This window comes from Streptomyces ardesiacus, from assembly GCF_003112575.1.
GTDB classification, from domain to species: Bacteria; Actinomycetota; Actinomycetes; order Streptomycetales; family Streptomycetaceae; genus Streptomyces; species Streptomyces ardesiacus.
Genome location: NZ_BEWC01000011.1, coordinates 187630 through 213452 on the forward strand (window position 1 = coordinate 187630; position 25823 = coordinate 213452).

Sequence of the window (25823 nt, forward strand, 5' to 3'; positions counted from 1 at the left end):
CCCGCCCCCGTGCGTATGAGTACCGGATCCCTGACAAATCCTTTCCGCACGGGCGGTCGATATCCCCGGACGTACAACCCGGTGTCCCTGCCCGGCGTATGGTCACCGGCCGGCCGCCGGGAGCGTCACCGTGAACACCGTTGCTCCCGGTGCGTCGCCCAGTTCGATGGTGCCGCCGTGGGCCCGGACCAGGGAGGCGGCGACCGACAGGCCGAGGCCGCTGCCTCCGCGGTCGCGGCTGCGGGCCTTGTCGACGCGGTAGAAGCGGTCGAAGACGCGGTCCCGGTCGGCCGCCGGGACGCCGGGGCCCGTGTCGGCGACCGACACCCGGGCCGTGCCGGGGGCGGCGGAGACCGTGACGCAGACCCTGGTGCCGGGCGGGGTGTGCACGGCCGCGTTGGTGAGCAGGTTGTCCAGCACCTGCCGGATCCGTTGCGGGTCCAGGCGCAGCCGCACGCTCGCCGGCCCGGACGCGACCGTCAGCGGGTGGCCGGGACGGGCGGCGCGGAAGGACTCGGCCGCCTGCCGCACCAGTTCCGTCAGGTCCGTCTCCTCCCACCGCAGCGGCGCCTCCACCTCGTCCGCGTCCAGCCGGGCGAGCAGCAGCAGGTCGTCCAGGAGCACGCCCATCCGGGCCGCCTCGGCGCGCAGCCGGGACAGGTGGCGTTCGCGCTCCTCGGGCGCGTGGGCCGCCGCGTACTGGAAGAGGTCGGCGTAGCCCCGTACGGACATCAGCGGGGTGCGCAGTTCGTGGGAGGCGTCCGCGACGAACCGGCGCAGCCGCCGTTCGGCCTCGGCGCGCACCGCCAGCGACGCGTCGATGTGCTCCAGCATCGTGTTGAACGCGGTCCGCAGCTCCGCCACCTCCTTGCCGCCGTCGCGCCCGCCGTCCCGCAGCGGCAGCCGTGCCGCCGACTCGGTCAGGTCGTGCGAGGCGATGCCGTGCGCCGTGCTCGCCATGTCGCTCAGCGGCTTCAGGCCGCGTCGCAGCATCCGTCGCCCGAAGACCACCAACGCCGCCAGCGCCAGCCCGAAGACGACGACCTGCACCGTGACCAACTGCCGCACGGTGTCCTCGACGTCGCCCAGGGGCGCCGCGCTCACCAGCACCACCCCGGGCTCGACCTCGCAGGCCCGCAGCAGATAGGGGCCGTGCCCGCCGATGCGCACGGTGCGGGTGAGGTCCTGGTCCGAGCGGGCCATGGTCAGCGCCAGGGCGGTCAGCGCGCGGCTGTCCGCCGGTACCTCGGCGGGCGTGCGCAGGTCCGCCGAGCCGGCGGAGACGTCGTACACGGCGGTGTACCAGCCGTAGTACGGCTTGCGTTCGACCGTGCCGTGCGCCGCGGCGTCCTTGGACTGCACCACCTGCACCAGCTTCATCTGGTCGGCGAGCTGCCGTTCCAGATAGTCCCGCATGTACGCCGTCAGCACCGTGCCGACCACGGCGAAGACCACCAGCGACAGCACCCCGAGCCCCAGCGCCAGCCGGGTGCCCAGGCGCAGGCCGCGGTAGGCGCGCCACCACCGGCGTATCACCCGGCCGTCCGCCGGATCGCGTAGCCGAACCCCCGCACCGTGCGGATCAGCGGCTCGTCCGCGCCGTCGGCGCCGTGCGGGCCGTCCAGCTTGCGGCGCAGCCGGCTGACGACCAGTTCCACCACGTTGGACCGGCCGCCGAAGCCGTACTCCCACACGTGGTCGAGGATCTGGGCCTTGGTCAGCACGGCCGGCGACTTGCGCATCAGGTAGCGCAGCACCTCGTACTCGGTCGGCGTCAGCGACAGCCGCCGTTCGCCGCGGCGCACCTCGCGGGCGTCCTCGTCCATCACCAGGTCCGCCACCCTCAGCACCGACCGCCGGAACCCCGGCCCGCCGCTGCGCCGCAGCACGGTGCGCAGGCGGGCCATCAACTCCTCCACCGCGAACGGCTTGACCAGGTAGTCGTCGCCGCCCCGGGTCAGCCCCGCCACCCGGTCGGCCACCCCGTCGCGGGCCGTGAGGAACACCACCGGCACCGTCGTGCCCGCGCCGCGCAGCCGGTCCAGGACCCCGAAGCCGTCGATGTCGGGCAGCATCAGGTCGAGCACCACGATGTCCGGCCGGAACCCGGCGGCCAGGCGCAGCGCCTGTTCACCGGAGTGGGCCGTGACCGCCTCCCAGCCCTCGTAGCGGGCGACGGTGGCCACGAGGTCGGCGATGGGCGGATCGTCGTCCACCACGAGCAGGCGTACTTTCTCCACCCGCTCATACTGCGCCACCGGCCGCCCGCGCCCCAGGGCACGAAGACCGCCGTCGCCCGATCGACAGCAGACCGACAGGTGAACGACGGCGGGACGGAGGCCGGAAGGGGCGGGCGGTGTGAACGCGCGGGCAGCGGGAAGGAGTCGCCCCGGAGCAACGGGGGCCCCGCGGACCAGCGGTCTACACTCGACCGGCGACGGCCCCACCGACCGTGGCCGGAGCGGGCAGCTTCTGCCAGACCCGAAGGGTATTCGGCGTTTTGATACGGATGGACTCAGTCACCAAGCGGTACCCGGACGGCACCGTGGCGGTGGACCGGCTGTCGCTGGAGATACCCGACCGCTCGATCACGGTCCTCGTCGGCCCCTCCGGCTGCGGCAAGACCACGACGCTGCGGATGATCAACAGAATGGTCGAGCCCACCGAGGGAACGATCCTGCTCGACGGCGCGGACCTCCAGCAGCAGCCCGTCACCACGCTGCGCCGGTCGATGGGGTACGTCATCCAGAACGCCGGGCTCTTCCAGCACCGCACGATCCTCGACAACATCGCCACCGTGCCCCGCATGACCGGCTGGGGCAAGCACAAGTCCCGTGCGCGGGCCGCGGAGCTGATGGAACGCGTCGGGCTCGACGCCTCGCTCGGCAAGCGGTACCCGTACCAGCTCTCCGGCGGCCAGCAGCAGCGCGTCGGCGTGGCACGGGCGCTCGCCGCCGATCCGCCGGTGCTGCTCATGGACGAGCCGTTCTCCGCCGTCGACCCCGTGGTCCGCAAGGGGCTGCAGGACGAACTCCTGCGCATCCAGGACGAACTGGGCAAGACCATCGTCTTCGTCACCCACGACATCGACGAGGCGATCAAACTGGGCACCATGGTCGCGGTGATGCGCACCGGCGGCCGGCTCGCCCAGTTCGCACCCCCCGCCGAGCTGCTGTCCGACCCCGCGGACGCCTTCGTCGAGGACTTCCTCGGCGCCGACCGCGGCATCCGGCGGCTCTCCTTCTTCCCGTCCGCCGCCCTGGAGCTGACCCGGGGCCCGGTCGTGCGCGCCGACGCCACCGCCGAGCAGCTCGCCGCCGCCGACGGCGCCGCGCACCTGCTGGTGACGGACGCGGACGACCGGCCGCTGGGCTGGGCCGAACCGGGCGACCTGGGCGCCGGGCGCCCGGCGGACCGCCGACTGCTGCCCTACGGGCGGCCGTTCGTGCCGGGCACCGACTCGCTGCGGGCCGCCCTGGACTGCGCGGTGCTCTCGCCCACCGGCTGGGCCGTCGCCGTGGACAGCGACGGGCGGGTCACCGGTGTGGTCTCCCAGCAGACCATCGGCGAGGCCATCCGCACCGCCCACGGCACGGCGGCCGGGACCGGCGGCAGTGCGCCGGCCGAGGACGCCGCCGACGTCACGAAGGTCGCCCCGTGAACGGCTTCTTCGACATCCCGAGCGACCTCGACAACACGTACGCCGGCCTGATCGGCCTGCACCTGCGCGAGGCGCTGCTGCCGGTCCTGGCCGGCCTGCTCGCCGCGCTGCCCCTGGCCCAGCTCTGCGTGCGCTTCCGCTGGCTGTACCCGCCGGTGCTCGGCGTGACGACCGTCTTCTACGCCATCCCGTCCCTGGCCGTCTTCGTGGTCCTCATCGACTACACCGGCCAGACCGAGCTGACCGTGATGATCCCGCTGGCCGTGTACAGCCTGGTGGTGCTCGTCCCGGCCATCGTCGACGGCGTCCGGTCGGTGCCCGAGGAGACGCTGGCCGCGTCCACCGCCATGGGCTTCGGACCGGTACGGCGGTATCTCCAGGTGCAGTTGCCCATCGCGGTGCCCGCCATCCTGGCCGGCCTGCGGGTGGCCGTCGCGTCCAGCATCTCGCTGGTCAGCGTCGGCGCCCTCATCGGCAACCAGGGCGCCCTCGGCAACCTGCTCGCGGACGCCCAGAAGTACGGCCGGCCCGAACTGGCGGTCAACTCCGTCCTCACCACCGCCGTACTGGCCGTCCTGTGCGACGCGGTGCTCGTGCTGGTCCGGAACCTGCTGACCCCGTGGATGCCGCGGGGCAGGCGGCCACGCGCAGAGGAGGCCGCCGCGCGGCCCGAGCCCCAGGAGGCGGGCGTCCGGTGAACGTCCTGAACTTCGTCAACGCCTTCTTCGGCGACAGCGCCCACTGGCACGGCTACGACGGCATCCCCACGCGCCTGGTGGAGCACGTCCGGTACACGCTGATGGCCCTCGGCCTCGCCGCCGCGATCGGGCTGCCCGCCGGCCTGCTGACCGGGCACACCGGACGCGGCGGCAACGCCGTCGCCTTCGTCGCCACCGCCGCCCGCGCCCTGCCCAGCTTCGGCCTGCTGGTGCTGATCGCCGTCGTCGTCGGCATCGGCCTGCTGCCCGTGATGATCCCGCTGGTCGTGCTCGCGATCCCGCCGATCCTGGTGACCACCTACGAGGCGGTCCGCTCCGTCGACCCCGCCCCGGTGGACGCGGCGCGGGGCCTGGGCATGACCGAGACCGGCATCCTCTTCCGGGTCGAACTGCCCGTCGCCCTCCCGCTGGTCCTCAGTGGGCTGCGCTCGGCCGCCATCCAGGTCGTGTCGACGGCGACCATCGCCGCGTACGTCAGCCTCGGCGGGCTCGGCCGGTACATCATCGACGGGCTCTACCAGCGCGACTACGAGAAGGTGGTCGGCGGCGCCACGCTGGTCGCCCTCATGGCGCTGGTCACCCTCGCGGTGTTCTGGGCGGCCGGGCGGCTGGCGGTGTCGCCGGGCGTGCGCAGGCGTTGAGGGCGCGCGGCGGCGGACAAACCGTGACCCGGCCGGTCTTGACTCACCGGCAAGCCGCTCGTTTGGATCGACGGATGACTTCCACCGCCAAGAGCAGCAGGTCCAGGACGAGGCACACCGGCGCGGCGGCCGTCGCGCTCACCGCCGCGGCGGCGCTGCTCGCGGGCTGTTCCTCCGGCTCCGACGACACGTCCGACAACCCGCTGGCGGGCGACAAGGCGGAGGCCGGCACCGTCGTCGTCGGCTCGAACAACTTCGCCGAGAGCACCCTGCTCGCCGACATCTACGGAGAGGCACTCAAGGCCAAGGGCCTCAAGGTCACCTACAAGCACAACATAGGCAGCCGCGAGACGACGTACGGCCTGTTGAAGAACGGGTCCGTCACCGTGCTCCCGGAGTACAACGGCTCGCTGCTGGCCTACCTCGACCCGAAGGCCGGGCAGGAGTCCGCCGACGCGGTGAACGAGGCGGCGAAGGCCAAGCTCGACAAGAAGCTGACGCTGCTCCAGTCGTCGCCCGCCGAGAACAAGGACTCGGTCAGCGTCAATGCCGAGACGGCCAAGAAGTACGGCCTCACCGCCGAGTCGACCCTCGCCGACCTCAAGGACGTCGCACCGGACCTGGTGATCGGCGGCTCACCCGAGTTCCAGACCCGGCAGCAGGGGCTCAAGGGCCTGGAGACGGTGTACGGGCTGAAGTTCAAGTCGTTCAAGGCACTCGACGCCGGCGGGCCGCTGACCCAGTCGGCGCTGACCAAGAACACCGTGCAGGCGGCCGACGTCTTCACCACCGACCCGACGATCATCGAGGAGAAGTTCGTCGTCCTGAAGGACTCGGAGAACCTCTTCGGCTACGCCAACGTCACCCCGCTGGTCAGCAAGGACGGGCTGTCGCAGGAGGGCGTGGCCGCACTGAACGCGGTCTCCGCCAAGCTGGACACCAAGACGCTCCTCGACCTCGACGCCCAGGTCCAGCTCGACAAGAAGGACCCGCTGGACGTGGCCAAGGAGTGGCTGACGTCCGCGGGTCTCGGCTGACCGCAGCCGTCGCCGGGGCCGCCGTCACGACGCCGCGGCCCCGGACGCCGCCTCGATCAGCTGGTCGATCAGCGCGAGGAGGACGTCCCGGCTGGAGGCGCGCTCCCGCGCGTCGCACAGCAGCACCTGCACGTGCTCCGGCAGCGCGAGGGCCTCGCGGATCTCCGCGGCCGGGTACGGGTGCCGGCCGTGGAAGCCGTTGACGGCGACGACGAACGGGATGCCCCGCCGCTCGAAGAAGTCGATCGCGGCGAAACTCGACTCGGGCCTGCGCACGTCGACCAGGACCACCGCGCCGAGCGCCCCGATCGCCAGGTCGTTCCACATGAACCAGAACCGCTGCTGGCCGGGGGTGCCGAAGAGGTACAGCACCAGGTCCTGGCCGATGGAGATCCGGCCGAAGTCCAGCGCCACGGTCGTGGCCCGCTTCTCCTCGATGCCGGCGAGGTCGTCGACGTCGAGGCCCGCCGCGGTCAGCGGTTCCTCGGTGCGCAGCGGGGCGATCTCGCTGACCGACCCCACCAGGGTGGTCTTGCCGACGCCGAAACCGCCCGCGACGAGAATCTTCACCGCGTCGGGCGCGGTGGGGCGCACGGTTGCCGTGGGCGATGTGGCGACGCGCTCAGAGCCTGCCAAGGCCGTCCCTCACTTTCTGCAGCAGTTCCAGGTCGTCGACGGCACGGGAGACGAGGTGCGGCGGCCGGGCGGTGATCCGGCCGGCCTCCAGCAGGTCCGAGAGCAGGATGACGACCACGCTCACCGGCAGGTCGAGGCGGGCCGCGATCTCCGCCACGGCGACCGGCTGGGCGCACATCCGCAGGATCCGCAGGTGTTCGGGCTGCGGCCGGGCGGCGCGGGCCGGCTGCGGTTCGACGGCCGTCACCGTCGTGATGAGGGTGAAGTCGGCGCGGCTGGGCCGGGTCCGGCCGCCGGTCAGGGTGAACGGCCGCACGAGCCGGCCGGCCGCGTCGCCTCCGGTCACGTCACTCGCCGGGGCCGGCGGTGGCCCGCGGTGCCGCGCTCAGGTGTTCGCCGATCTTCTTCACCAGCATGTTCATCTGGTACGCCACCACGCCGACGTCGGCGTTCGGCCCGGTGAGCACGACCAGGTGCGCGCCGGGGCCCGCCGAGGTGAGGACGAGGAAGCCGTTGGCCATCTCGATGAGCGCCTGGCGCACCGGGCCGCCCCGGAAGTCCATGCTGACGCCCTTGCTGAGGCTCATCAGGCCCGACGCGGTCGCCGCCAACCGCTCGGCGTCGTCGCGCAGGAACCCGGTGGACTTGCTGACGACCAGCCCGTCCTCGGAGAGCACCACGGCCTGGTTCACGTCGGCGACCCGCTCCACGAGTCCGGTGAGCAGCTGGTCCAGCTCGGTGTGCGTGGCGGGGGAGGGTCGGGTCATCGGGAGTCCTTCGTCGGCAGTCGGCGGTCGGCGGGGGGAGTCGAGGGGGCGGCGGCGTCGGTGGCCTCCGCGTCGTCGTCGGTCTGGGCCCGCAGCGTGCCGCGCTGGAAACCGGCGAGGGACGAGGCGGCGCGCTCGGCCGTGAAGTCGGCGTAGGCGTCCTGGCCCCGGGGGCCGGAGTCCTCGTCGCGCAGCTCGGCGGCGAGGCTGGTCTGCGGCACCCGGCGGGGCAACGGCGCCAGGCCGCCGCTCCCGCCCGCGGAGCCGTCCGGCGCGGCGGTGCGGGCCGGGGCGCCCGCCGCGACCGCGGACCGGCTCGGGGGCGCGGGCCGGGACGACCGTACCGGCCGCTCGCCGTCGGCCGGGTCCGCCCCCGGCCCGGAGGAAGCGGTGGGCCCGGCGGGGGCAGGGGCTTCCGCGGCGGTCCGGGGAGCCCCGGCACTCCGGGCGGCCTCCGCGCCGTCCGCGCGGCCACCGGCGCCGCGCGCTGCGCCGTCCGTCCCGCGCACCACGATGTCGTGCGGGATCAGCACGATCGCCGTGGTCCCGCCGTACGGGGAGGGGCGCAGCGTGACGGTGATGCCGTGCCGGTGCGCGAGGCGGGCGACGACGAACATGCCGAGCCGCAGGTCGTCGGCGAGCGCCACCACGTCGAACTGCGGCGCCACCGCCAACTGGGCGTTGAACGAGGCGTAGTCCTCCTCCGACAGGCCGAGCCCGCGGTCCTCGATCTCGACGGCCAGGCCCTTGGCGACCAGCGCCGCGCGCACTCCGACCGGGTTGGGGGCGGGGGAGTACGCGGTGGCGTTGTCGATCAGCTCGGCCAGCAGGTGGATCACGTCGGCCACCGCGGGCGGGGCGAGGGCCACCTCCTCGTCGGCGTGCAGCTCCACCCGCTGGTACTCGGCGACCTCGCCGACGGCGCTGCGCAGGATGTCCACCAGGGACACCGGCTCGCGCCAGGTGCGCCGGGGCTGCTCACCGGCGATGATGACGAGGTTCTCCTCGTAGCGCCGCAACTGGGCCGCCGTGGAGTCCAGTTCGTACAGTCCCTTGAGGATCTCCGGGTCCGTGTGCTCGCGCTCCAGGGCGTCCAGCTTGCCGAGCTGCATGTTGACGAGGTTCTGGCTCTGCCGGGCGATGCCCAGGATCACCTTCTGGAAGCCGCGCCGGGTGTCGGCCAGTTCGACGGCGGTGTACACGGCGGTGCGCTGCGCGGTGTTGAACGCCTGCGCGACCTGGCCGAGTTCGTCCCGCCCGTAGTCCAGCGGCGGGGTTGCCGACTCCACGTCGACCTTCTCGCCGCGCTCCAGCCGCGCCACCACGTCGGGCAGCCGCTCCTGGGCCAGGCTCAGGGTGGCCAGCCGCAGCCCGCGCAGCCGCCGGGACAGCGAGCGCGTGATGCGCCAGGAGATGACGATGCACAGCACCAGCGCGATCAGCCCGCCCGCGCTGAGGAGGCCGGCCTTGAGCAGCAGGCCCCGGGCCTCCGCGGCGCTGCGGTCGAGGAGGCCGTCCGTCTGCTGCCGGACGAGCTGGGCGTACTGGGTGGAGATCGCCTCGAAGGCGGTGTTCCAGCGCTGCCGCGCGTCCGGCAGGTCGATCCGTGCGTCCCCGCCCGCCGAACGGGCCTCGATCACCTGGTCCTCGACGTCCTGCAGGGACTTCCACTCGGGGCCGGCCAGGATGCGCTCGGTCTGCGTCTTCGCGGAGCCCGTCAAGGAGGGCACGATCTGGTCCTGCACCAGCCAGCGGCGGGTGTGCACCAACTGCGCGAACCGGGTCCACTCCTCCTCGTCCATCCGGCCGGACGGCCAGGCCAGGGTGAGCCGGGCGTCCTCCTGGGAGATCAGCTCGGCGGCGTGCTCCAGGGCGACCAGCGGACCGGCCCGGGAGGTGAGGTCCCCGTCGTCGACCTGGGAGAGTTCCTGGAAGGCGTGGATCTGCTCGTCGACGATCGAGGTGTACTGGTCCAGCGCCTGCTCGGCGGTGATGTCGCTGGGGTCGTCCACCTGGTTGCGGTAGTACTCCAGGCTGCCCACCGAACCCAGCACCGAGTACAGCCGGTCCGAGATCCGGTCGGGAGCGCTCTCGATCGCCTCCGACTGGCCCACGAGCTGGGCGACCGCGGCGTCCGTCTTCTTGCGCTGCGCGTCCAGTTCCGCCCTCTGGCCGTCCGGTGCGGCCAGCCAGGCGGCCGACAGACTGCGCTCCTTCTGCAGGGCGAGGGCCGCCTCGGTGCCCATCGCCCCGGTGTCGCGGCTCAACTCCGTCTGCGCGCGCAGCCGCAGCCCCTCCGAGAACATCTGGATCGTCGTGACGCCCCACACGGCGGCGAGGGCGACGCCGGGCACCACGGCCAGGAGGATCAGCGAGAGCCGTATGGAGCCGAAGTGGCGCCGGGCACGCTTCTGCCGGGCCTTCCGTGTCTTCCGTGCAGACATCGTCGTCCTAGGCGATCAGTGGGGGAGGGGAACGGAGGCAGGCGTACGGCGAAGGCCGCGCACCCCGGTCACCGGGTGCCGTCCGCGGCGAACCCCGCGACGGAGTCGGCGTTCGTCCGGGTCACGAACGCGGGGCCGGTCAGCACCGGGGCCTCCCCGCCGCCGCTGACGTTGCCGTTGGTGCGGTACAGCCAGAGCGCGTCCACGGCGAGATAGCCCTGCAGATACGGCTGCTGGTCCACCGCGAACTGGACGTCCCCGCGCTTGACGGCGGCGACCAGGTCGTTGTCGAGGTCGAAGGTGGCGACCTTCGCCCTGCTGCCCGCCTCGGCGACCGAATCGACGGCGGTGAGGGCGAACGCGGCGCCGTTCATGACGACTTCGTCGATGCTCGTGTCCTGCCGCAGCCGCGCCGTGACGGCCGCGCCGACCGCCTTCATGTCGGTGCCCTCGACGTAGAGCATCTCGGTCTCGCCCCCGAAGGTCTTCTTCACCCCGGCGCAGCGGGCCTCCAGGGCGACGTTGCCGCGCTCGTGGATGACGCACAGGGCGTGCTTGGCGTCGAGGTCGTTCAGCTTGTCGCCGACGGCCCGGCCCGCGACGCTCTCGTCCTGCCCGAAGTACCCGAGGAGCCCGGCGGACCGCCACGCGTCGATGCCGGAGTTGAGGCCGACCACGGGGATCCGGGCCGCCCCGGCCTCGGCGACCGGCGCCTTCATGGCCTGCGGTTTGGCCAGGGTCACGGCGATGCCGTCGGCCTTGTCGCGGACGGCGTCCCGCACCAGGTCGGCCTGGTCGGAGGCGTCGGCGTCCCCGGCGTAGGTCAGGTCGACGCCGTCCTTGGCGGCCGCCGCCTCGGCACCCTTGCGCACCCGGTCCCAGAAGGCGTCGCCCTCACCGCCGTGGGTGACCATGACGATCTTCATCCGGTCGCCGCCCGCGGCCTCGGCCTCCGGGCCGTCCTCGTCCCCGCCGAGGGCGGAGCAGCCGGCCACCAGCAGGCAGACGGCGGCCGCGAGGACCGCGGTGCGCGGCGGTCCGAAGGAGTGGAAGGGCGGGTGAGCTGTACTCATGGGGGCGGGGGCACCTCGCTGTGCGGCCGAGCAGGAGGAACGGAGCGAGGGTGCCCGGAGCCGCGGGTCGCTACGCCAACCGGGTGAACTCGCCTGGCCGGAGCAAATCGTGTGTGACCGGTGGTAGTCAAGTGACCAGCGAACCGCTGTCAGTTGTCGGTGCCGCATCGTGATGATCGGGACGGCGAAAGCGGGCCGAAGCGGAATGCCGGACGGTATGTCCGGGGGTGTGCGCCGGGGTGTGCGCGGGGGCGCCCGGGGGCGCCCGTCCGGGCCGAGCGGCCTCATCGGGGTTGATCTGATGGGCAGTTAGTAAGTGAGATATCGTGGACCGGGGGTAAAGACAGGCGGCACGGTCTGCCGAGTTCCAGCCCAGGAGAGTACAGCCGATGGCGAGGCAGCTACGCGCCGAGCAGACCCGCGCGACCATCATCGGTGCCGCGGCCGACCTGTTCGACCGCCACGGCTACGAGTCGACCAGCCTGAGCGAGATCGTCGCCCACGCCGGGGTCACCAAGGGCGCCCTGTACTTCCACTTCGCGGCGAAGGAGGACCTCGCCCAGGCCATCATGGAGATACAGTGCCGCACCTTCCGCCGGCTCGTGAGGGACCTGGACGGACGGGGCTACTCCTCCCTGGAGGCGCTGCTGCGTCTCACCTTCGGCATGACCCGGCTCTGCGAGGAGGAGCCGGTGCTGCGGGCCGGGCTGCGGCTCGCCACCACGGGGGTGCCGGTGCGGCCGCCGCTGCGGCACCCCTTCACCGAGTGGCGGGAGATCGCCACCAGCCGGCTCCTGAACGCCGTACGGCAGTCCGACGTGCACCCCGACATCGACGTCGACTCCGTCGCGCACACCCTCGTCTGCTCCGTCGTCGGCACCCGCGTCGTCAGCGGCACCCTCGAACCGGCCGGGCGCCAGCCCCGCCGTCTCGCCGAGATGTGGTACATCCTGATCCGCGGCGTGGTCCCGGTGACCCGACGCGCCCGCTACCTCACCCTGACGTCCCGCCTGGAACGGGAGACGGGCGCCGCCCGGCCGGTACGGTGACGTGCATGTCCGACACCCCGTCCGCGCCCGCCCCCGTCATCCTCGGCAACGAACCCGGGTCCTTCCCGCACGGCGTGCTCGCCGAGCGGCACCCCGCCATCGTGCGGCAGGTGCGCGACGCCTTCCCCCTCGGTCCCGAACGGCGCCGCGCGCTCGACGCCCTGCTCGCGAGCTGCGCCGACGGCGTGGTCGAGCCGCTGCCCGCCGACGCCGACCCCACCGGACGCGACCGGGACCGCTGGGCCCGCTGGGGCATGGACGCGTACGCCGGCCGCTCCTGGTACGAGGTGCCCTGGCTGTGGGCCGAGAGCCACTTCTACCGCCGGCTCCTCGACGCCTTCGGCCACTTCGGCCCCGGCCCCTGGCAGGGCGTCGACCCGTTCCGGCCCGCCAAGCTCGCCGAACTCGACGCGCCGGAGACCGACGAGGAACTCGCCGCGCTCGACGGCCTCGACGCGCTGCCCGCCGAGGAACGGACCAGGGCCCTGCTGCACGGCTCGCTCTGGGGCAACCGCGCCGACCTCGGCTTCCGTCTCTCCGGCCCGGGCGCCGCCGCCGGGGGCGGGACGGAACCCCTCGTCGCCGACGACAGCGCCACCCTGTGGTCCCTGCTCCCGGCCCCCGCGGCCGGGGCCGCGCGCCGGGAGCCGGTCACCCTGTGCCTCGTCGCCGACAACGCCGGGCGCGAACTCGTCCCCGACCTGCTCCTCGTCGCGCACCTCCTCGCCGAGGGCCGCGTCGACCGGGCCGTCCTGCACGTCAAGCCGTACCCGTACTACGTCTCCGACGCCACGCCCGCCGACGTGCTCGACGCCCTGCGCCGGCTCGTCGCCGCCGGCGGTACGGCGGCCGGGTACGGCGAGCGGCTGTGGACCGCGCTCACCGACGGCCGCGTCACCGTCCGCGCCCACCCCTTCTCCTGCGCCCCGCTGCCCTACGCGGACATGCCCGGCGACCTGCGCGAGGACTTCGCCGCGGCCACCGTGACCGTCCTCAAGGGCGACCTGAACTACCGGCGTCTGGTGGGGGACCGGTGGTGGCCGCCGACCACCTCCTTCGCGGACGTCACCGCCTACTTCCCCGGCCCGGTCGCGGCGCTGCGCACCCTCAAGTCGGACGTGGTCACCGGGCTCGACGCCGGGACCGTCTCCGCGCTGGAGGCGAGCGGCGAGCGGCGCTGGCGGACGAGCGGCACGCACGCGCTGATCCAGGTCAGGCGCTGAGCGGGCAGCCGGGGAGAAGTTCCCGCATTTCGGGCTGATTCACGCGATGGTGTGATCATGTGCGGCCCGACGGATGCCTCCGGAGGGCCGTGGGTAGGGCCCGGCCATGACGCAACAGCCCTTCCAACTCCCGCACTTCTACCTGCCGCATCCCGCGCGGCTCAACCCGCATCTCGACGAGGCCCGCGCCCACTCGACGACGTGGGCGCGCGAGATGGGCATGCTGGAGGGCTCCGGGGTCTGGGAGCAGTCCGACCTCGACGCCCACGACTACGGCCTGCTCTGCGCCTACACCCACCCCGACTGCGACGGGCCGGCGCTCTCCCTCATCACCGACTGGTACGTGTGGGTCTTCTTCTTCGACGACCACTTCCTGGAGAAGTTCAAACGCAGCCAGGACCGCCTCGCCGGCAAGGCCCACCTGGACCGGCTCCCCCTGTTCATGCCGCTCGACGACGCCACCGGGATGCCCGAGCCGGAGAACCCGGTCGAGGCGGGCCTCGCCGACCTGTGGACCCGCACCGTCCCCGCGATGTCGGCCGACTGGCGCCGCCGCTTCGCCGTCGCCACCGAGCACCTGCTGAACGAGTCGATGTGGGAGCTGTCCAACATCAACGAGGGGCGCATCGCCAACCCCGTCGAGTACATCGAGATGCGCCGCAAGGTCGGCGGCGCCCCCTGGTCGGCCGGGCTCGTGGAGTACGCGACCGCCGAGGTGCCCGCCGCCGTCGCCGGGTCCAGGCCGCTCCGGGTGCTCATGGAGACGTTCTCCGACGCCGTGCACCTGCGCAACGACCTCTTCTCCTACCAGCGGGAGGTCGAGGACGAGGGCGAGCTGAGCAACGGGGTACTGGTCCTGGAGACCTTCTTCGGCTGCACCACCCAAGAGGCCGCCGAGCTGGTCAACGACGTCCTCACCTCCCGGCTGCACCAGTTCGAGCACACCGCGTTCACCGAAGTGCCCGCCGTGGCCCTGGAGAACGGCCTGACCCCGCCGGAGGTCGCCGCCGTCGCCGCGTACACCAAGGGCCTTCAGGACTGGCAGTCCGGCGGCCACGAATGGCACATGCGCTCCAGCCGCTACATGAACAAGGGCGAGCGTCCGACGGCCGGCTGGCAGACGCTGACCGGGCCCGGCACCTCCGCCGCGGACGTCGGCGCGCTCCTGGCCACGGCGGTCGCCCAGCGGGCCCGCCCCTACACCAACGTGCCCTTCCAGAAGGTCGGCCCGTCCGTCATCCCCGACATCCGCATGCCCTATCCGCTGGAGCTGAGCCCCGCCCTGGAGGGCGCCCGGCGGCACCTGTCCGAGTGGTGCCTGAGGATGGGCATCCTCAGCGAGGGCGTCTGGGACCAGGACAAGCTGGAGAGCTGCGACCTCCCCCTGTGCGCCGCCGGCCTCGACCCGGACGCCACCCAGGACCAGCTCGACCTCGCCTCGGGCTGGCTGGCCTTCGGCACCTACGGCGACGACTACTACCCGCTCGTCTACGGCCACCGGCGGGACCTCGCCGCCGCCCGGCTGACCACCGCCCGCCTGTCGGCCTGCATGCCGCTCGACGGCGAGCCCGTCCCGCCGCCCGCCAACGCGATGGAACGCTCGCTGATCGACCTGTGGGCGCGCACGACGGCCGGCATGACGCCCGAGGAGCGGCGTCCCCTGAAGACGGCCGTCGACACGATGACCGAGGCCTGGGTGTGGGAGCTGTCCAACCAGATCCAGAACCGCGTCCCCGACCCGGTGGACTACCTGGAGATGCGGCGCGCCACCTTCGGCTCCGACCTCACCCTCGGCCTGTGCCGCGCCGGACACGGCCCCGCGGTCCCCGCCGAGGTCTACCGCACCGGGCCCGTCCGCTCCCTGGAGAACGCGGCGATCGACTACGCCTGCCTGCTCAACGACGTCTTCTCCTACCAGAAGGAGATCGAGTACGAGGGCGAGGTCCACAACGCGGTCCTCGTCGTGCAGAACTTCTTCGGCGTCGACTACCCGGCCGCCCTGGGCGTCGTGCAGGACCTGATGAACCAGCGCATGCGCCAGTTCGAGCACGTCGTCGCGCACGAACTCCCCGTGGTCTACGACGACTTCCAGTTGTCGGAGGAGGCGCGGGCCGTCATGCACGGGTACGTCACCGACCTGCAGAACTGGATGGCGGGCATCCTCAACTGGCACCGCAGCGTCCCGCGTTACAAGGCCGAGTACCTGGCGGGCCGTACCCATGGCTTCCTCCCGGACCGGATCCCGGCCGCGCCCGTGCCGGCCATGCCGGTGCCCGTGCCGAGGAGCAGCCCGGTCCCGACGCCCTGACCGGCGTTCAGTCTCACTCTTTCGTGGCTCGTCACGCGCCGATGCGCCGGGTAGAGCACTGGCCGGAGGCGATCCATGGAACAGACAGCGTTGCGTCCCAAGCCGATGCCCGGCCGGGACCCGGGGCCCGGCACCGATCCCGACACCGGCCCGCGTCCCTGCGGGCGCAGGCGCCGCCGGCGGTTCGTCACCGTGCTGCTCGGCGTGCTCGCCGCCGCAGTCCTCGTCCTCGCGGGCGTGGGGCTGGGCACGGTGGGGGCCACGGTCATCGGCATGAGCAAGCTGGCCGACCTGCAGCAGCCGGCCGGGGCACCCGGTCCCGGCGGGGCGGGCGCAGGCGCGGCAGCGGCCGGGGCGGGCACGGGCACGAAGGCCGCCCCGGCGGCCCCGCCGGCCGGGGCGTCCCCCGCCCCGGCACCGGCCGGCGCGACCCTCGGCGTCGAGGCCGTGGACGACGACGGGCCCGGGGCCCGGGTCGTGGGCGTCCACGTGCCGGGCCCCGGGTACGCGGCGGGCCTGGTGCGGGGCGACGTACTGCTGGCGGTCGGCACGACCCGCGTCGACTCGGCCGCCGACCTCGCCCGCGCCGTGGCCCGCGCCCGGCCCGGCAAGGAGGTCAGGCTCACCGTGCGCCACCGCAGCGGCGGCTACCAGCAGCTGACGGCCGTACCGGGCGTCGTCACCTGAGGGTGCCCTCAGGCGACCGTGCGGAAGTGGCTCGTGAGCCGCCCGGCGTCGTCCAGCACGTGGTAGGCCAGTCCGACGGGCGCGTCCCGGTCCGCGACCTGCGCGCCCTCCCAGGGCAGCCGCAGCGTCCACGTCACCCCGGGACCCACCACCAGCGGCCGCCCGGCGAACACGGTGGCGGCGGGCGTGTGGGCGTGCCCGGTGAGCAGCCCGGCGATCCCGGGCCGCCGCTCCAGCAGCGCGGCCAGGCGCTCGGGCCGGTGCAGCCGGTAGGAGTCGGGCAGGGGGTGGTGCACCGGCGTGGGCGGGTGGTGGAAGGCGAGCAGGGCGGGCAGACCGTCGTCGAGTCCGTCCAGCGACGCCTCGATCCACACGTAGGTCTCCTCATCCAGCTCCCCCTCGTCGCTGCCCGGGATGCTGGAGTCGCACATCAGGACCGCGCCGCCGTCGAAGACGTGCGCGGCGTTGACCGGGCCGTCGGCGGCGGGGCTGCCGAGCAGAGCCTTGCGGTAGGGGGCGCGGCTGTCGTGGTTGCCCGGGCAGGTGAGCACGGGGAACGGCGCGGAGCCGTCGTGCAGTCCCAGGATGCGGGCGGCCTCCTCGTACTCCTCCTCCGTGCCGTGGTCCGCGATGTCCCCGGTGACCAGCAGCGCGTCCACCCGACCCGGCAGGTGCCACAGCCGGTCGCGCACCCGCTCGGCGCGCTCGGTGGCCCGCGGGCTTCCGTCCAGGTGCAGATCGCTGACGTGCGCGAGTACGAGCACGGTGTCCCCCCTCTTCCCGCGCCGGATCACGGCGCCCCGGTACCGGTGTCCGGCGTCATCGCACCACGAGTCGTGAGGGGTGATCAATGCCAATCGGCTCGCGTCGCCCGCGTCCCGGGGGCAGGATGCTGCCCGTGGTCCCTTCACCCTTGTGCCCCGGGAGGTCCGGATGACCGGCAGCAGGCCCGCCGCTTCTTTCACCGCCGACGACTACCGGGCCCGCATGGAACGCGCCGCGCGTGCGGCCGCCGACGCCGGGCTGGCCGGGCTGCTGGTGGCACCCGGCCCCGACCTGGTCTGGCTCACCGGCTACGCACCGACGGCGGACACCGAGCGGCTGACCCTGCTCGTCCTCGCCCCGGACCGCGACCCGGTGCTCGTCGTCCCGACGCTGGAGGCCCCGGACGCCGAGAAGGCGGCCGGCGCGCCCGCCCTGACCCTGCGCGACTGGACCGACGGCAAGGACCCCTACGCCGCCACCGCGTCCCTCCTCGACGACGCCGGCCGCTTCGGCGTCAGCGACAACGCCTGGGCCCTGCACCTGCTGGCCCTCCAGCGGGAGCTGCCCGGCACGTCGTACGCCTCCCTCACCGAGGCGCTGCCCATGCTGCGCGCGGTCAAGGACCCGGCGGAGCTGGAGCTGCTGGCGGCCGCGGGGGCGGCCGCGGACGCCGCCTTCGAGGAGATCCGCAAGGTCCGCTTCGGCGGGCGCCGGGAGTCGGAGGTGGCCGCCGACCTCGCCGGCCTGCTGCGCCGGTTCGGTCACTCCCAGGTCGACTTCACCATCGTCGCCTCCGGCCCGAACGGCGCCAACCCCCACCACGAGGTGGGCGACCGGGTCGTCGAGGACGGCGACATGGTCGTCCTCGACTTCGGCGGGCTCAAGGACGGCTACGGCTCCGACACCTCCCGCACCGTCCACGTGGGCGAGCCCACCGACGAGGAACGCCGGGTGCACGACCTGGTCCGCGAGGCCCAGGAGGCCGGGTTCCGGGCGGTGCGGCCCGGGGCCGCCTGCCAGGAGATCGACCGGGCCGCCCGCGCGGTCATCGCCGACGCCGGGTTCGGCGAGTACTTCATCCACCGCACCGGGCACGGCATCGGCGTCACCACCCACGAGCCGCCGTACATGATCGAGGGCGAGGAGCAGCCGCTCGTGCCGGGCATGTGCTTCTCCGTGGAGCCGGGCATCTACCTCCCCGGCCGGTTCGGGGTGCGCATCGAGGACATCGTCACCGTCACCGAGGACGGCGGCAGGCGGCTCAACGACACCGCGCGGGAGCTGGTCCTGGTCGAGTGACCGGTGCCGGACGGACCCCGAAGACCCCGGCAGACCCGGAAGACGACGGCGCGAGATGACCCAGGCACCGACACCCACGGCGGACACCGTCCGCGCACTGGTCCGCTCCCTGCTGGGCGGGAGGACCGAACCCGACGTCCGGCCGGTCGCCGAGGGCGCCCCGGACACCTGGTGGGTCGGCACCCGGCACGTCCTGCGGCTGGCCCCCGACCGGGAGACCGCGGTGCGCAGACGCCGCGAACTGCGCCTGCGCGAACTGGTCCGGCCGCACGTCCCGGTCGCGCTGCCGGCCGGCGTGGCGCACGGCGAGTGGGCACCGGGCCTGGTGTACACGCTGGACGCGAGGCTGACCGGCGGGTCGGGCGAGGACCACGACGTGTCCGCCCTGGGCGAGGCGGACCTCGCGGCGCTGCTCACCGGCCTGCGGGAGGTGCCGCTCCGGCAGGCAGAGACGCTCGGCGTGCCGCGTGCCGCGCCACGCTCCCTGGAGGAGCTGCGGCAGTCCGCCGAGCGCGCCGTGCGCCGCCTCGCCGCGGCCGACGAGTTCGACACCGCGCGGCCGGAGCGGCTCACCCGGGAGGCCGCGGCCCAGCTCGGCGTCCAGCAGGGCGTGGTGGCCCTCGTCCACCACGCGCTGACCGGCGAACACCTTGTCGTCAGCGCCGACGGCCGGGTGCGCGGCGTCCTCGGCTGGAGCGAGGCGGTCCTCGGCGACCCGGCCGAGGACATCGCCGGCCTCGCCCTCTCCGTCGGCTCACCCGCCGCCGTCCGCGCCGCCACCCTCGCCGGGTACGGCGCCCGGCCCTGCCTGCGCGGCCTGTGGCTGGCCCGCTGCGACGCGGTCGTCCGGTGCGCCGCGGCGCTGGACGAGGGCACCGGCGCGCCGCACTCCCTTCCCCTGCTCAGGACCCGGCTGCGCCACGCCTGGGAACCGATCCTCCTGGAACGCGTGACGGAACTGCGCGACGAGGGCCCGGACGGCAGCGCCTGACGGCCCCGGGCCGCCCGCTCACTCCTGCACCAGCACCACGCTCGACTCGCCCGGCACCCGCAGTATTCCGTTCGTGCCCGGGCCCTCCACCGGCTCCCACGCCGCCAGCACGCGCGCGGGGCGGGTGCCCAGGGGGATCGCCGCCGGTTCGGTGCCCAGGTTGACGGCCACCCGGATGTCGCCGCGCCGGAAGGCCAGCCAGCGCGCCGTGGCGTCGTAGGCCACCCTGGTGTCGGCCAGGTCCGGGTCGGTCAGGTCCGGCTGCTCGGCGCGCAGGGCGATCAGCCGCCGGTACCAGTCCAGTACGCGCGCGTGCGGCTCGCGTGCGGGCTCCGACCAGTCGAGGCAGGACCGCTCGCGCGTCGCCGGGTCCTGCGGGTCGGGCACGTCCTCCTCCCGCCAGCCGTGCGCGGCGAACTCCCGCCGCCTGCCGGTGCGCACCGCCTCGGCGAGCTCCGGATCGGTGTGGTCGGTGAAGAACTGCCACGGCGTGCCGGCCGCCCACTCCTCTCCCATGAAGAGCATCGGCGTGAACGGCGCGGTCAGCGTCAGCGTGGCCGCGCAGGCGGCCAGACCGGGGGAGACGAGGGAGGCCAGGCGGTCTCCCTGGGCCCGGTTGCCGACCTGGTCGTGGGTCTGGCCGTAGCCCATCAGCCGGTGCGCGGCCACACGGCCGCGGTCCAGCGCACGGCCGTGCGAGCGGCCCCGGAAGGAGGAGTAGGTGCCGTCGTGGAAGTAGCCCCGGGTCAGCGTCTTGGCGAGCGCCGCCAGCGGGTCGCGGGCGAAGTCGGCGTAGTACCCCTGCGACTCCCCGGTCAGCGCGGTGTGCAGCGCGTGGTGGAAGTCGTCGTTCCACTGCGCGTGCACGCCCAGACCGCCCTCCGCGCGCGGGGTGATGATCCGCGGGTCGTTCAGGTCGGACTCGGCGATCAGGAACAGCGGCCGCTCCAGGTCGGCCGCCAGGCCGTCCACGGCGGCCGACAGCTGCTCCAGGAAGTGGCACGCGCGCGTGTCGACCAGGGCGTGCACCGCGTCCAGGCGCAGACCGTCGATCCGGTAGTCCCGCAGCCACGCCAGCGCGCTGTCCACCAGATACGCCCGCACCTCGTCGGAGCCGGGCGCGTCCAGGTTCACGGCGACACCCCAGGGAGTGTGGTGGGTGTCGGTGAAGTACGGGCCGAAGGCGGGCAGATGGTTGCCGGAGGGCCCCAGGTGGTTGTGCACCACGTCCAGGACCACGCCGAGGCCCAGCTCGTGCGCCCGGTCCACGAAGCGTTTCAGCGCCTCGGGCCCGCCGTACGGTTCGTGCACCGCCCAGGGCGAGACCCCCTCGTACCCCCAGCCGTGCCGCCCGGGAAAGGGACACAGCGGCATCAGCTCGACGTGCGTGACACCCAGCCGCACCAGGTGGTCCAGGCGCTGCGCGGCGGCGTCGAGCGTGCCCTCGGGCGTGTACGTCCCCACGTGCAGCTCGTACAGGACACCGCCGGGCAGCGGACGCCCGGACCAGTGGACCCGCCACGGGTACCGGCCGTGGTCGACGACCGCGCTCAGCCCGTCGGGACCGTCCGGCTGGCGGCGCGAGCGCGGGTCCGGCAGCACGGGGCCGCCGTCCACCGCGAAGCCGTACCGCGAGCCGTCCCTCGCCTCCGCCTCACCGCACCACCACCCCGGCCGCTCCGGATCGCGCTCCAGCGCGCGCGTGGCGCCCTCGCACTGCAACGTCACTCGGCCGGCCTGCGGTGCCCACACCTCGAACTGCACGGACGGTTCCCCTTCGTCTGCTCACCGTGATGTAGCCCGTACATGGTCCTGCAAAAGTGATCGTTCCGCTGGGGATTGCCCCGGCCCGCGGCGAGTGTCGTGCCCCGCGCGCGCGGAGGCGGGCCGCCGTTCTTCCGTTTTCTGGACACCCCGGCGCCGCTGACCGACAATCAGCTTCGTGACGTCGTCCTTCGAGTTCCACACGTATCCCGCGCGGCTGTCGGACGCGGAGCGCGACAAGGCGCTGAGCGTCCTGAGGGACGGCGTTGCCATGGGGCGCCTGTCGCACGACACGTTCGTCCGCCGGATGGAGCTGGCCCTCGCCGCCCGCCGCCTGGAGGAGCTGACCGCGCTCACCGCCGACCTGCGCAGGGAGGGCCGGCTGTCGCGGATGGTGTTCGGCACCGTCGAGGCGGTGTCCGGGTTCGGTGTACGGCTCGGCCGGGCGTGGCGGGCCGAGCGGCTGCCCAAGCTGCTGCTGCCCCACCCCGGCGCCGGCCACCCGCTGCGCATAGGGCGCGACCCGGCGAGCGGGCTCAGGCTGAGTCACGAGACGGTCTCCCGGGTGCACGCGGAACTCAGCCGCCAGGGCGGCATGTGGGTGCTGCGCGACCTCGGCTCCACCAACGGCACCACGGTCAACGGGCGACGGGTCATCGGCGCCGCCGTCGTCCGCGAGGGCGACCAGATCGGTTTCGGCCGGATGTCCTTCCGCCTCGCGGCCGACTGACGCGCCGGATCCTCTTTGCTTCTCGCAGTGTTGACGTGCCCCCCAACTCGTGACTGACTGTGCGTACACCGCGCACACCAGGTGCATCGACGGCCCACTTCGTGGAGGTGTGCCCTGCCGCCCCTCCTGCGCTACCCGACCGTGGACGAGCTGGGGGCCCGGGCCGCCGCATTCGTCGCCCGGCATCCCCGCCACGCCGGGCTGCGCCGCGTCGGCACCTCCCGCGGGGGTCACCCGCTGCTGCTGCTCTCCGTCGGCCGCGGCAGCCGCCAGGTCCTCGTCGTCGCCGGACCGCACGCGAACGAACCCGTGGGCGGCGCCACCGCCCTCCGGCTGGCCGAGCGGGCGGTGGCCGACCCCCGGCTCACCGAGGGTGCCGACGCCACCTGGAACCTGCTGCTGTGCGTCGACCCCGACGGGCTGCGCCGCAACGAGGGCTGGCTGACCGGCCCCTACACCCTCGGCCGCTACGCCCGTAACTTCTTCCGGCCCGGCTTCCTCGAACAGCCCGAGTGGCTGCCCGACGGCCCGGACCGCGCCACGCTGCCCGAGACCCGCACCCTGCTGGCCCTCCAGGAGGAGCTGCGGCCCTTCCTCCAGTGCTCCCTGCACGGGGTGGACGTCGGCGGAGGCTTCGTCGAACTGACCCACGACCTGCCGGGCCTGGCCCAGCGCATCTCCCACACCGCCGCCCGCCTCGGCATACCCCGCGAACTCGGCGCCTACGACACCCTGTACTGGCCCGACCTCGGCCCCGCCGTCTACCGCATCCCGCCGCCCCGCCGCGGCGACTTCACCGCCGCCATCACCGAGGCCGCCGTCGACTCGACGTGGTGCCACCCGCGCCGCTACGGCACGGTCACCGCGGTCGTCGAGGCACCCATGTGGGCCGTGGCCGACGTCGCGGACGACTCGCCCCCGGCCGACCGCGACGCGGTGCTGCGCACCGTGAGCCGCACCCTGCGCCACGACACCCGGCGCCTGCACCGCGTCCTGGCCCGCCTGAGACCCCACCTCGCCGCCGTGCCGGAGGCGGCGCACCTGCTCGCGCCGGTCGACGACTACCTGCTGGTCTGTCCCCGGCTCGCCGACGCGTGGGACCCCGACACCGACGACGGGACCGGCCGCTCGCTGCCGCCGATGAACACCTCCCACCTCGTGGCGCTGCGGCTGGCCGGACGGCGCCTGTCCCTGCGGACCGCGGGACTGCTGCACCAACTGGTCACCCGTACCGGCGGCGACCCGGCGGGCGTCCTGCCCGAACTGGACCGGCTCGTCGACGAGGGCTGCGCCGACTACCGCGACGGCTGCGCCGCGCACTGGATACCGGTGGGGCGTCAGGTGGAGTACCAGACCCGGGTCGTACTCGCCGCGTTCGAACTGGCCGGACGGCGACCCGTCGCGGGAGCCCGCTCGGGCGGGCCCGGCCGGGGGACCGGGGCCACGGTGCCGGTGCACCGGGACTGACCCGGCCCGCCCCGCCTCCGGGCCCCGCCGCTACTCCTGCACCGTGTCCACCCGTTCCAACAGCGCCACCGGTGTGTCGGCGAAGAGCTCCGCCAGGCGCGCGTGCCCCTCGAACTCCCGCCCCGGCGCCAGCGCGTCGGTCCACCGGCCCGGCGGCAGCGCCAGCGTCGTGCCGCGCCATCCCCCCGCCTCCGCCAGGCGCAGCGACAGCCGTGTCACGGCCGTCACGGCCGCACCGGAGCGGGCGAACGCCACGCAGTGCGCCGCCGCCGGGCCCTCGGCGTGCAGCGGCTCGTACGTCGCCCCCTCGCCGAAGGCACCGGGGCGCCGTGCCCGCAGCGCCAGCGCGGCCCGGGTCACCGCCGCCTTCTCCCCGCGCTCCCCGGCGCCCACGCCCGGGCCGTCGGCCCCGGCGGCGGGGAAGTCCACCGGGCGGCGGTTGTCCGGGTCCACCAGCGCCAGGTACTCGTGCTCGGTGCCCTGGTAGAGGTCCGGCACGCCCGGCATCGTCAGGTGGACCAGGGCCGTGCCGAGGACGTTGGCCCGGACGTGCGGCTCCAGCGCCTTGCGCAGCGCGGCGACGCGTTCGCCCGGCGCGCCGCACGGCCCCGACGCCACGAACCGGGCCACGGCCTCCTCGTACGCGGGGTCCTGCTCCGTCCAGCTGGTGTGCGTCCCGGCCTCGCGCACGTGCTTCAGCAGCGCCTCCCGCACCCGTTCCTCGTCCGCCGGGCCCAGACCGAACACCGTCTGCCAGGCCGCCCACGCGAGCTGTCCGTCCGGCAGCCCCTCGCCCGTTCCGGTGAGCTCCGCGGTCCCGGTGACCTCCGTCAGGGTGTCCGCCCACCGCGCGGGGCACTGCGTGAGCACCGCCAGCGCGGCCCGCACGTCGGCGCTGCGCTTGGTGTCGTGGGTCGTCACCACCGTGCCCGTCGCCGGCCAGTCGCGCTGCACGCGCGCGCAGTAGCCGTGGAACTCCTGCGCCGACACCGCCGGACGGCCGGGGTCGCCGCCCACCTCGGTCGCCGACAGCAACGGCACGTAGCGGTAGAAGGCGGTGTCCTCGACGGACTTGGCACGCAGCGCCGACGCGGTCTGCGCGAACCGCGTCCGGAACTCCCGACGGTCGGGCCCGTCCCCGTACCGCCCGAGCAGCAGGCCGCGTACGACGTCCACCGCGCCCGCCTCCTCGGGCACCGTGAAGGCGCGCCGCGCCCCGGCCGCCGCATCCTCGGTGACGACCGTCGCCGCGTCCACCGACGTGTACGGCCGGTACACCTCCATGCGGACCAGCAGTTCCCGCAGCGCCGTGCGCAGTGCCCAGGGGGCCCGGTCGCGCAGCGCCAGGTCGGGCGAGGTGGCGCACAGGCGGTGCGCCACCCGGGTCAGCCGGTCCAGCTCGGTGGCCAGCTCGTGCCCGAGCACCTCGTACGCCGCGCGCCGCACCGTCGCCGCCCAGTCCCCGCCCCCGTCCGCCGACGGGGCGGCGAACTCGTGGTAGCCGTCCAGCAGTCCCCGGTGCCCGGCCGGGTCCGTGAACAGCCCGTCGACGTGCCGCAGGGCGTCGTACCCGGTGGTGCCGGCGACGGGCCAGGCGGCGGGCAGCCGCTCCCCGTCCGCGAGGATCTTCTCCACCACCGTCCACCGGCCGCCGCTTGCCTCGTGCAGCCGCGCCAGGTAGGCGTCGGGGTCGGCGAGGCCGTCGGGGTGGTCGACGCGCAGCCCGTCGACCACGCCCTCGCGCAGCAGCCGCAGGATCGTGCCGTGCGTGGCGTCGAAGACCCCGGGGTCCTCCACGCGGACCCCGATCAGCTCCGAGATGCTGAAGAAGCGCCGGTAGTTCAGCTCGGTGCGGGCCAGCCGCCACCACACCGGGCGGTACCACTGAGCGTCCAGCAGCCGCGGCAGCGGCAGGTCCGCGGTGCCCTCCCGCAGCGGGAAGGCGTGCTCGTGGTAGCGCAGCACGTCGCCCTCGACCCGGAGGTCGCCCGCCACCTCGCCGACCGGGCCGCCCAGCACCGGCAGCAGCAGCCGCCCGCCCTGTGCCTGCCAGTCGATGTCGAACCACCGCGCGTACGGCGACTCGGGCCCCTCGCGCAGCACCTCCCACAGCGCGCGGTTGTGGCGCGGCGACATCGCCATGTGGTTGGGCACGATGTCCACCACCAACCCCAGACCGTGCTCCCGCGCGGTGCGCGACAGGGCGCGCAGGCCCTCCTCGCCGCCCAGTTCCGCGCGCACGCGCGTGGGGTCGACGACGTCGTAGCCGTGCCGGGAGCCCGGGACCGCCTCCAGCACGGGGGACAGGTGAAGGTGCGACACGCCGAGCGAGGCCAGGTACGGCACGGCCGCCGCCGCGGCCTCGAAGGGGAAGGCCGGCTGCAACTGGAGCCGGTAGGTGGCCGAGGGGGCGAGGAAGGAGGCGGGGACGGCGGGGACGGCGGGGACGGCGGGGGCGGGGGAGGCCGGGGACGGCACCGGGTCGGGTCGCTCAGGTGTCATGCCAAGCTACGTACCCGCCCCGCCGCCTTTCCTGTCACCGGCCCCCTGCACGGGTGCAGG

General features: G+C 74.0%; 22 protein-coding genes. 12 read left to right on the top strand and 10 right to left on the bottom strand.

Translation table 11 applies throughout. From position 1 onward, the window contains the following. Nucleotides 1–102: 102 nt before the first annotated feature. Nucleotides 103–1536: a sensor histidine kinase gene (locus Sdi02f_RS32780; protein ID WP_108934533.1), complete on the bottom strand. Its 1434-nt coding sequence runs from the start codon at nt 1534–1536 to the stop codon at nt 103–105. Beyond that, on the bottom strand, nt 1533–2240 hold the full coding sequence (locus Sdi02f_RS32785; RefSeq protein ID WP_245962263.1) for a response regulator transcription factor: 708 nt from the start codon (nt 2238–2240) through the stop codon (nt 1533–1535). Before Sdi02f_RS32785 ends, Sdi02f_RS32780 begins: the two co-directional genes overlap by 4 nt. 269 nt (nt 2241–2509) lie before the next feature. Here Sdi02f_RS32785 and Sdi02f_RS32790 point away from each other — a divergent pair, with 269 nt between their 5' ends. The 4 genes from Sdi02f_RS32790 (at nt 2510) to Sdi02f_RS32805 (ending at nt 6058) form a co-directional block, all read left to right on the top strand. After that, on the top strand, nt 2510–3661 hold the full coding sequence (locus Sdi02f_RS32790; protein WP_108934535.1) for an ABC transporter ATP-binding protein: 1152 nt from the start codon (nt 2510–2512) through the stop codon (nt 3659–3661). After that, nucleotides 3658–4359 carry an ABC transporter permease gene (locus Sdi02f_RS32795; RefSeq protein WP_030404117.1) on the top strand — a complete coding sequence of 234 codons (702 nt, stop codon included), beginning with the start codon at nt 3658–3660 and terminating at the stop codon, nt 4357–4359. Before Sdi02f_RS32790 ends, Sdi02f_RS32795 begins: the two co-directional genes overlap by 4 nt. Beyond that, a complete protein-coding gene (locus Sdi02f_RS32800; protein ID WP_031085423.1) occupies nt 4356–5021 on the top strand; it encodes an ABC transporter permease in 666 nt (221 codons plus the stop codon). The genes Sdi02f_RS32795 and Sdi02f_RS32800 overlap by 4 nt, the downstream gene beginning before the upstream one ends. Nucleotides 5022–5095: 74 nt before the next feature. Continuing rightward, complete coding sequence (locus Sdi02f_RS32805) at nt 5096–6058, top strand: ABC transporter substrate-binding protein (RefSeq protein ID WP_108934536.1); 963 nt, start codon at nt 5096–5098, stop codon at nt 6056–6058. Nucleotides 6059–6082: 24 nt separating this feature from the next. On the opposite strand, the gene Sdi02f_RS32810 is transcribed toward Sdi02f_RS32805, so the two are convergent. The 5 genes from Sdi02f_RS32810 to Sdi02f_RS32830 form a co-directional block, all read right to left on the bottom strand. Next, the gene (locus Sdi02f_RS32810) at nt 6083–6694 is read right to left on the bottom strand and encodes a GTP-binding protein (RefSeq protein ID WP_030404120.1); all 612 of its coding nucleotides are present in this window, start codon (nt 6692–6694) and stop codon (nt 6083–6085) included. Then, the gene (locus Sdi02f_RS32815; RefSeq protein ID WP_031085420.1) at nt 6681–7040 is read right to left on the bottom strand and encodes a DUF742 domain-containing protein; all 360 of its coding nucleotides are present in this window, start codon (nt 7038–7040) and stop codon (nt 6681–6683) included. The genes Sdi02f_RS32810 and Sdi02f_RS32815 overlap by 14 nt, the downstream gene beginning before the upstream one ends. Before the next feature lies 1 nt (nt 7041). Continuing rightward, a complete protein-coding gene (locus Sdi02f_RS32820; protein ID WP_030404122.1) occupies nt 7042–7461 on the bottom strand; it encodes a roadblock/LC7 domain-containing protein in 420 nt (139 codons plus the stop codon). After that, complete coding sequence (locus tag Sdi02f_RS32825) at nt 7458–9905, bottom strand: sensor histidine kinase (RefSeq protein WP_108934537.1); 2448 nt, start codon at nt 9903–9905, stop codon at nt 7458–7460. Before Sdi02f_RS32825 ends, Sdi02f_RS32820 begins: the two co-directional genes overlap by 4 nt. A gap of 68 nt (nt 9906–9973) precedes the next feature. Continuing rightward, complete coding sequence (locus Sdi02f_RS32830) at nt 9974–10978, bottom strand: substrate-binding domain-containing protein (protein WP_108934538.1); 1005 nt, start codon at nt 10976–10978, stop codon at nt 9974–9976. Between the two features lie 389 nt (nt 10979–11367). Between Sdi02f_RS32830 and Sdi02f_RS32835 the strand changes: the two genes are divergently transcribed. The 4 genes from Sdi02f_RS32835 to Sdi02f_RS32850 all read left to right on the top strand — a co-directional run bounded on the left by Sdi02f_RS32835 (nt 11368) and on the right by Sdi02f_RS32850 (nt 16245). Continuing rightward, nucleotides 11368–12027: a ScbR family autoregulator-binding transcription factor gene (locus Sdi02f_RS32835; RefSeq protein ID WP_055468888.1), complete on the top strand. Its 660-nt coding sequence runs from the start codon at nt 11368–11370 to the stop codon at nt 12025–12027. A 5-nt stretch (nt 12028–12032) separates the two neighbouring features. Then, entirely contained in the window at nt 12033–13250 is a 1218-nt protein-coding gene (locus Sdi02f_RS32840; protein ID WP_108934539.1) for a damage-control phosphatase ARMT1 family protein, read from the top strand. A 106-nt stretch (nt 13251–13356) separates the two neighbouring features. Beyond that, nucleotides 13357–15558 carry a germacradienol/geosmin synthase Cyc2 gene (gene cyc2 / locus Sdi02f_RS32845; RefSeq protein ID WP_031185181.1) on the top strand — a complete coding sequence of 734 codons (2202 nt, stop codon included), beginning with the start codon at nt 13357–13359 and terminating at the stop codon, nt 15556–15558. Between the two features lie 75 nt (nt 15559–15633). Further along, nucleotides 15634–16245, top strand: a complete 612-nt coding sequence (locus Sdi02f_RS32850) for a PDZ domain-containing protein (RefSeq protein WP_053666020.1) — start codon at nt 15634–15636, stop codon at nt 16243–16245. Nucleotides 16246–16253: 8 nt separating this feature from the next. Here Sdi02f_RS32850 and Sdi02f_RS32855 read toward each other — a convergent pair whose 3' ends face one another. Then, nucleotides 16254–17009: a metallophosphoesterase gene (locus Sdi02f_RS32855; RefSeq protein WP_174843431.1), complete on the bottom strand. Its 756-nt coding sequence runs from the start codon at nt 17007–17009 to the stop codon at nt 16254–16256. Between the two features lie 169 nt (nt 17010–17178). Between Sdi02f_RS32855 and Sdi02f_RS32860 the strand changes: the two genes are divergently transcribed. Further along, a complete protein-coding gene (locus tag Sdi02f_RS32860; RefSeq protein ID WP_108934541.1) occupies nt 17179–18309 on the top strand; it encodes an aminopeptidase P family protein in 1131 nt (376 codons plus the stop codon). A gap of 55 nt (nt 18310–18364) precedes the next feature. Next, nucleotides 18365–19300 carry an aminoglycoside phosphotransferase family protein gene (locus Sdi02f_RS32865; RefSeq protein WP_031085405.1) on the top strand — a complete coding sequence of 312 codons (936 nt, stop codon included), beginning with the start codon at nt 18365–18367 and terminating at the stop codon, nt 19298–19300. Nucleotides 19301–19318: 18 nt separating this feature from the next. Here Sdi02f_RS32865 and treZ read toward each other — a convergent pair whose 3' ends face one another. Further along, nucleotides 19319–21064 carry a malto-oligosyltrehalose trehalohydrolase gene (treZ, locus tag Sdi02f_RS32870; RefSeq protein ID WP_030404131.1) on the bottom strand — a complete coding sequence of 582 codons (1746 nt, stop codon included), beginning with the start codon at nt 21062–21064 and terminating at the stop codon, nt 19319–19321. Nucleotides 21065–21242: 178 nt separating this feature from the next. Between treZ and Sdi02f_RS32875 the strand changes: the two genes are divergently transcribed. Both Sdi02f_RS32875 and Sdi02f_RS32880 read left to right on the top strand, forming a co-directional pair. Beyond that, nucleotides 21243–21794 carry an FHA domain-containing protein gene (locus Sdi02f_RS32875; RefSeq protein WP_030404132.1) on the top strand — a complete coding sequence of 184 codons (552 nt, stop codon included), beginning with the start codon at nt 21243–21245 and terminating at the stop codon, nt 21792–21794. Between the two features lie 141 nt (nt 21795–21935). Next, a complete protein-coding gene (locus tag Sdi02f_RS32880; protein ID WP_108934542.1) occupies nt 21936–23261 on the top strand; it encodes a M14 family zinc carboxypeptidase in 1326 nt (441 codons plus the stop codon). Nucleotides 23262–23291: 30 nt separating this feature from the next. Here Sdi02f_RS32880 and treY read toward each other — a convergent pair whose 3' ends face one another. Next, nucleotides 23292–25763, bottom strand: a complete 2472-nt coding sequence (treY, locus tag Sdi02f_RS32885; RefSeq protein WP_108934543.1) for a malto-oligosyltrehalose synthase — start codon at nt 25761–25763, stop codon at nt 23292–23294. Nucleotides 25764–25823: the final 60 nt, after the last annotated feature.

Excerpts from the sequence above, each read along its gene's own strand:
- Sdi02f_RS32790 (WP_108934535.1), top strand. The coding sequence starts at position 2,510 with ATGGACTCAGTCACCAAGCGGTACCCGGACGGCACCGTGGCGGTGGAC.
- Sdi02f_RS32805 (WP_108934536.1), top strand. The coding sequence starts at position 5,096 with ATGACTTCCACCGCCAAGAGCAGCAGGTCCAGGACGAGGCACACCGGC.
- Sdi02f_RS32820 (WP_030404122.1), bottom strand. The coding sequence starts at position 7,461 with ATGACCCGACCCTCCCCCGCCACGCACACCGAGCTGGACCAGCTGCTC.
- Sdi02f_RS32825 (WP_108934537.1), bottom strand. The coding sequence starts at position 9,905 with ATGTCTGCACGGAAGACACGGAAGGCCCGGCAGAAGCGTGCCCGGCGC.
- Sdi02f_RS32830 (WP_108934538.1), bottom strand. The coding sequence starts at position 10,978 with ATGAGTACAGCTCACCCGCCCTTCCACTCCTTCGGACCGCCGCGCACC.
- Sdi02f_RS32835 (WP_055468888.1), top strand. The coding sequence starts at position 11,368 with ATGGCGAGGCAGCTACGCGCCGAGCAGACCCGCGCGACCATCATCGGT.
- Sdi02f_RS32840 (WP_108934539.1), top strand. The coding sequence starts at position 12,033 with ATGTCCGACACCCCGTCCGCGCCCGCCCCCGTCATCCTCGGCAACGAA.
- cyc2 (WP_031185181.1), top strand. The coding sequence starts at position 13,357 with ATGACGCAACAGCCCTTCCAACTCCCGCACTTCTACCTGCCGCATCCC.
- Sdi02f_RS32850 (WP_053666020.1), top strand. The coding sequence starts at position 15,634 with ATGGAACAGACAGCGTTGCGTCCCAAGCCGATGCCCGGCCGGGACCCG.
- Sdi02f_RS32860 (WP_108934541.1), top strand. The coding sequence starts at position 17,179 with ATGACCGGCAGCAGGCCCGCCGCTTCTTTCACCGCCGACGACTACCGG.
- Sdi02f_RS32865 (WP_031085405.1), top strand. The coding sequence starts at position 18,365 with ATGACCCAGGCACCGACACCCACGGCGGACACCGTCCGCGCACTGGTC.
- treY (WP_108934543.1), bottom strand. The coding sequence starts at position 25,763 with ATGACACCTGAGCGACCCGACCCGGTGCCGTCCCCGGCCTCCCCCGCC.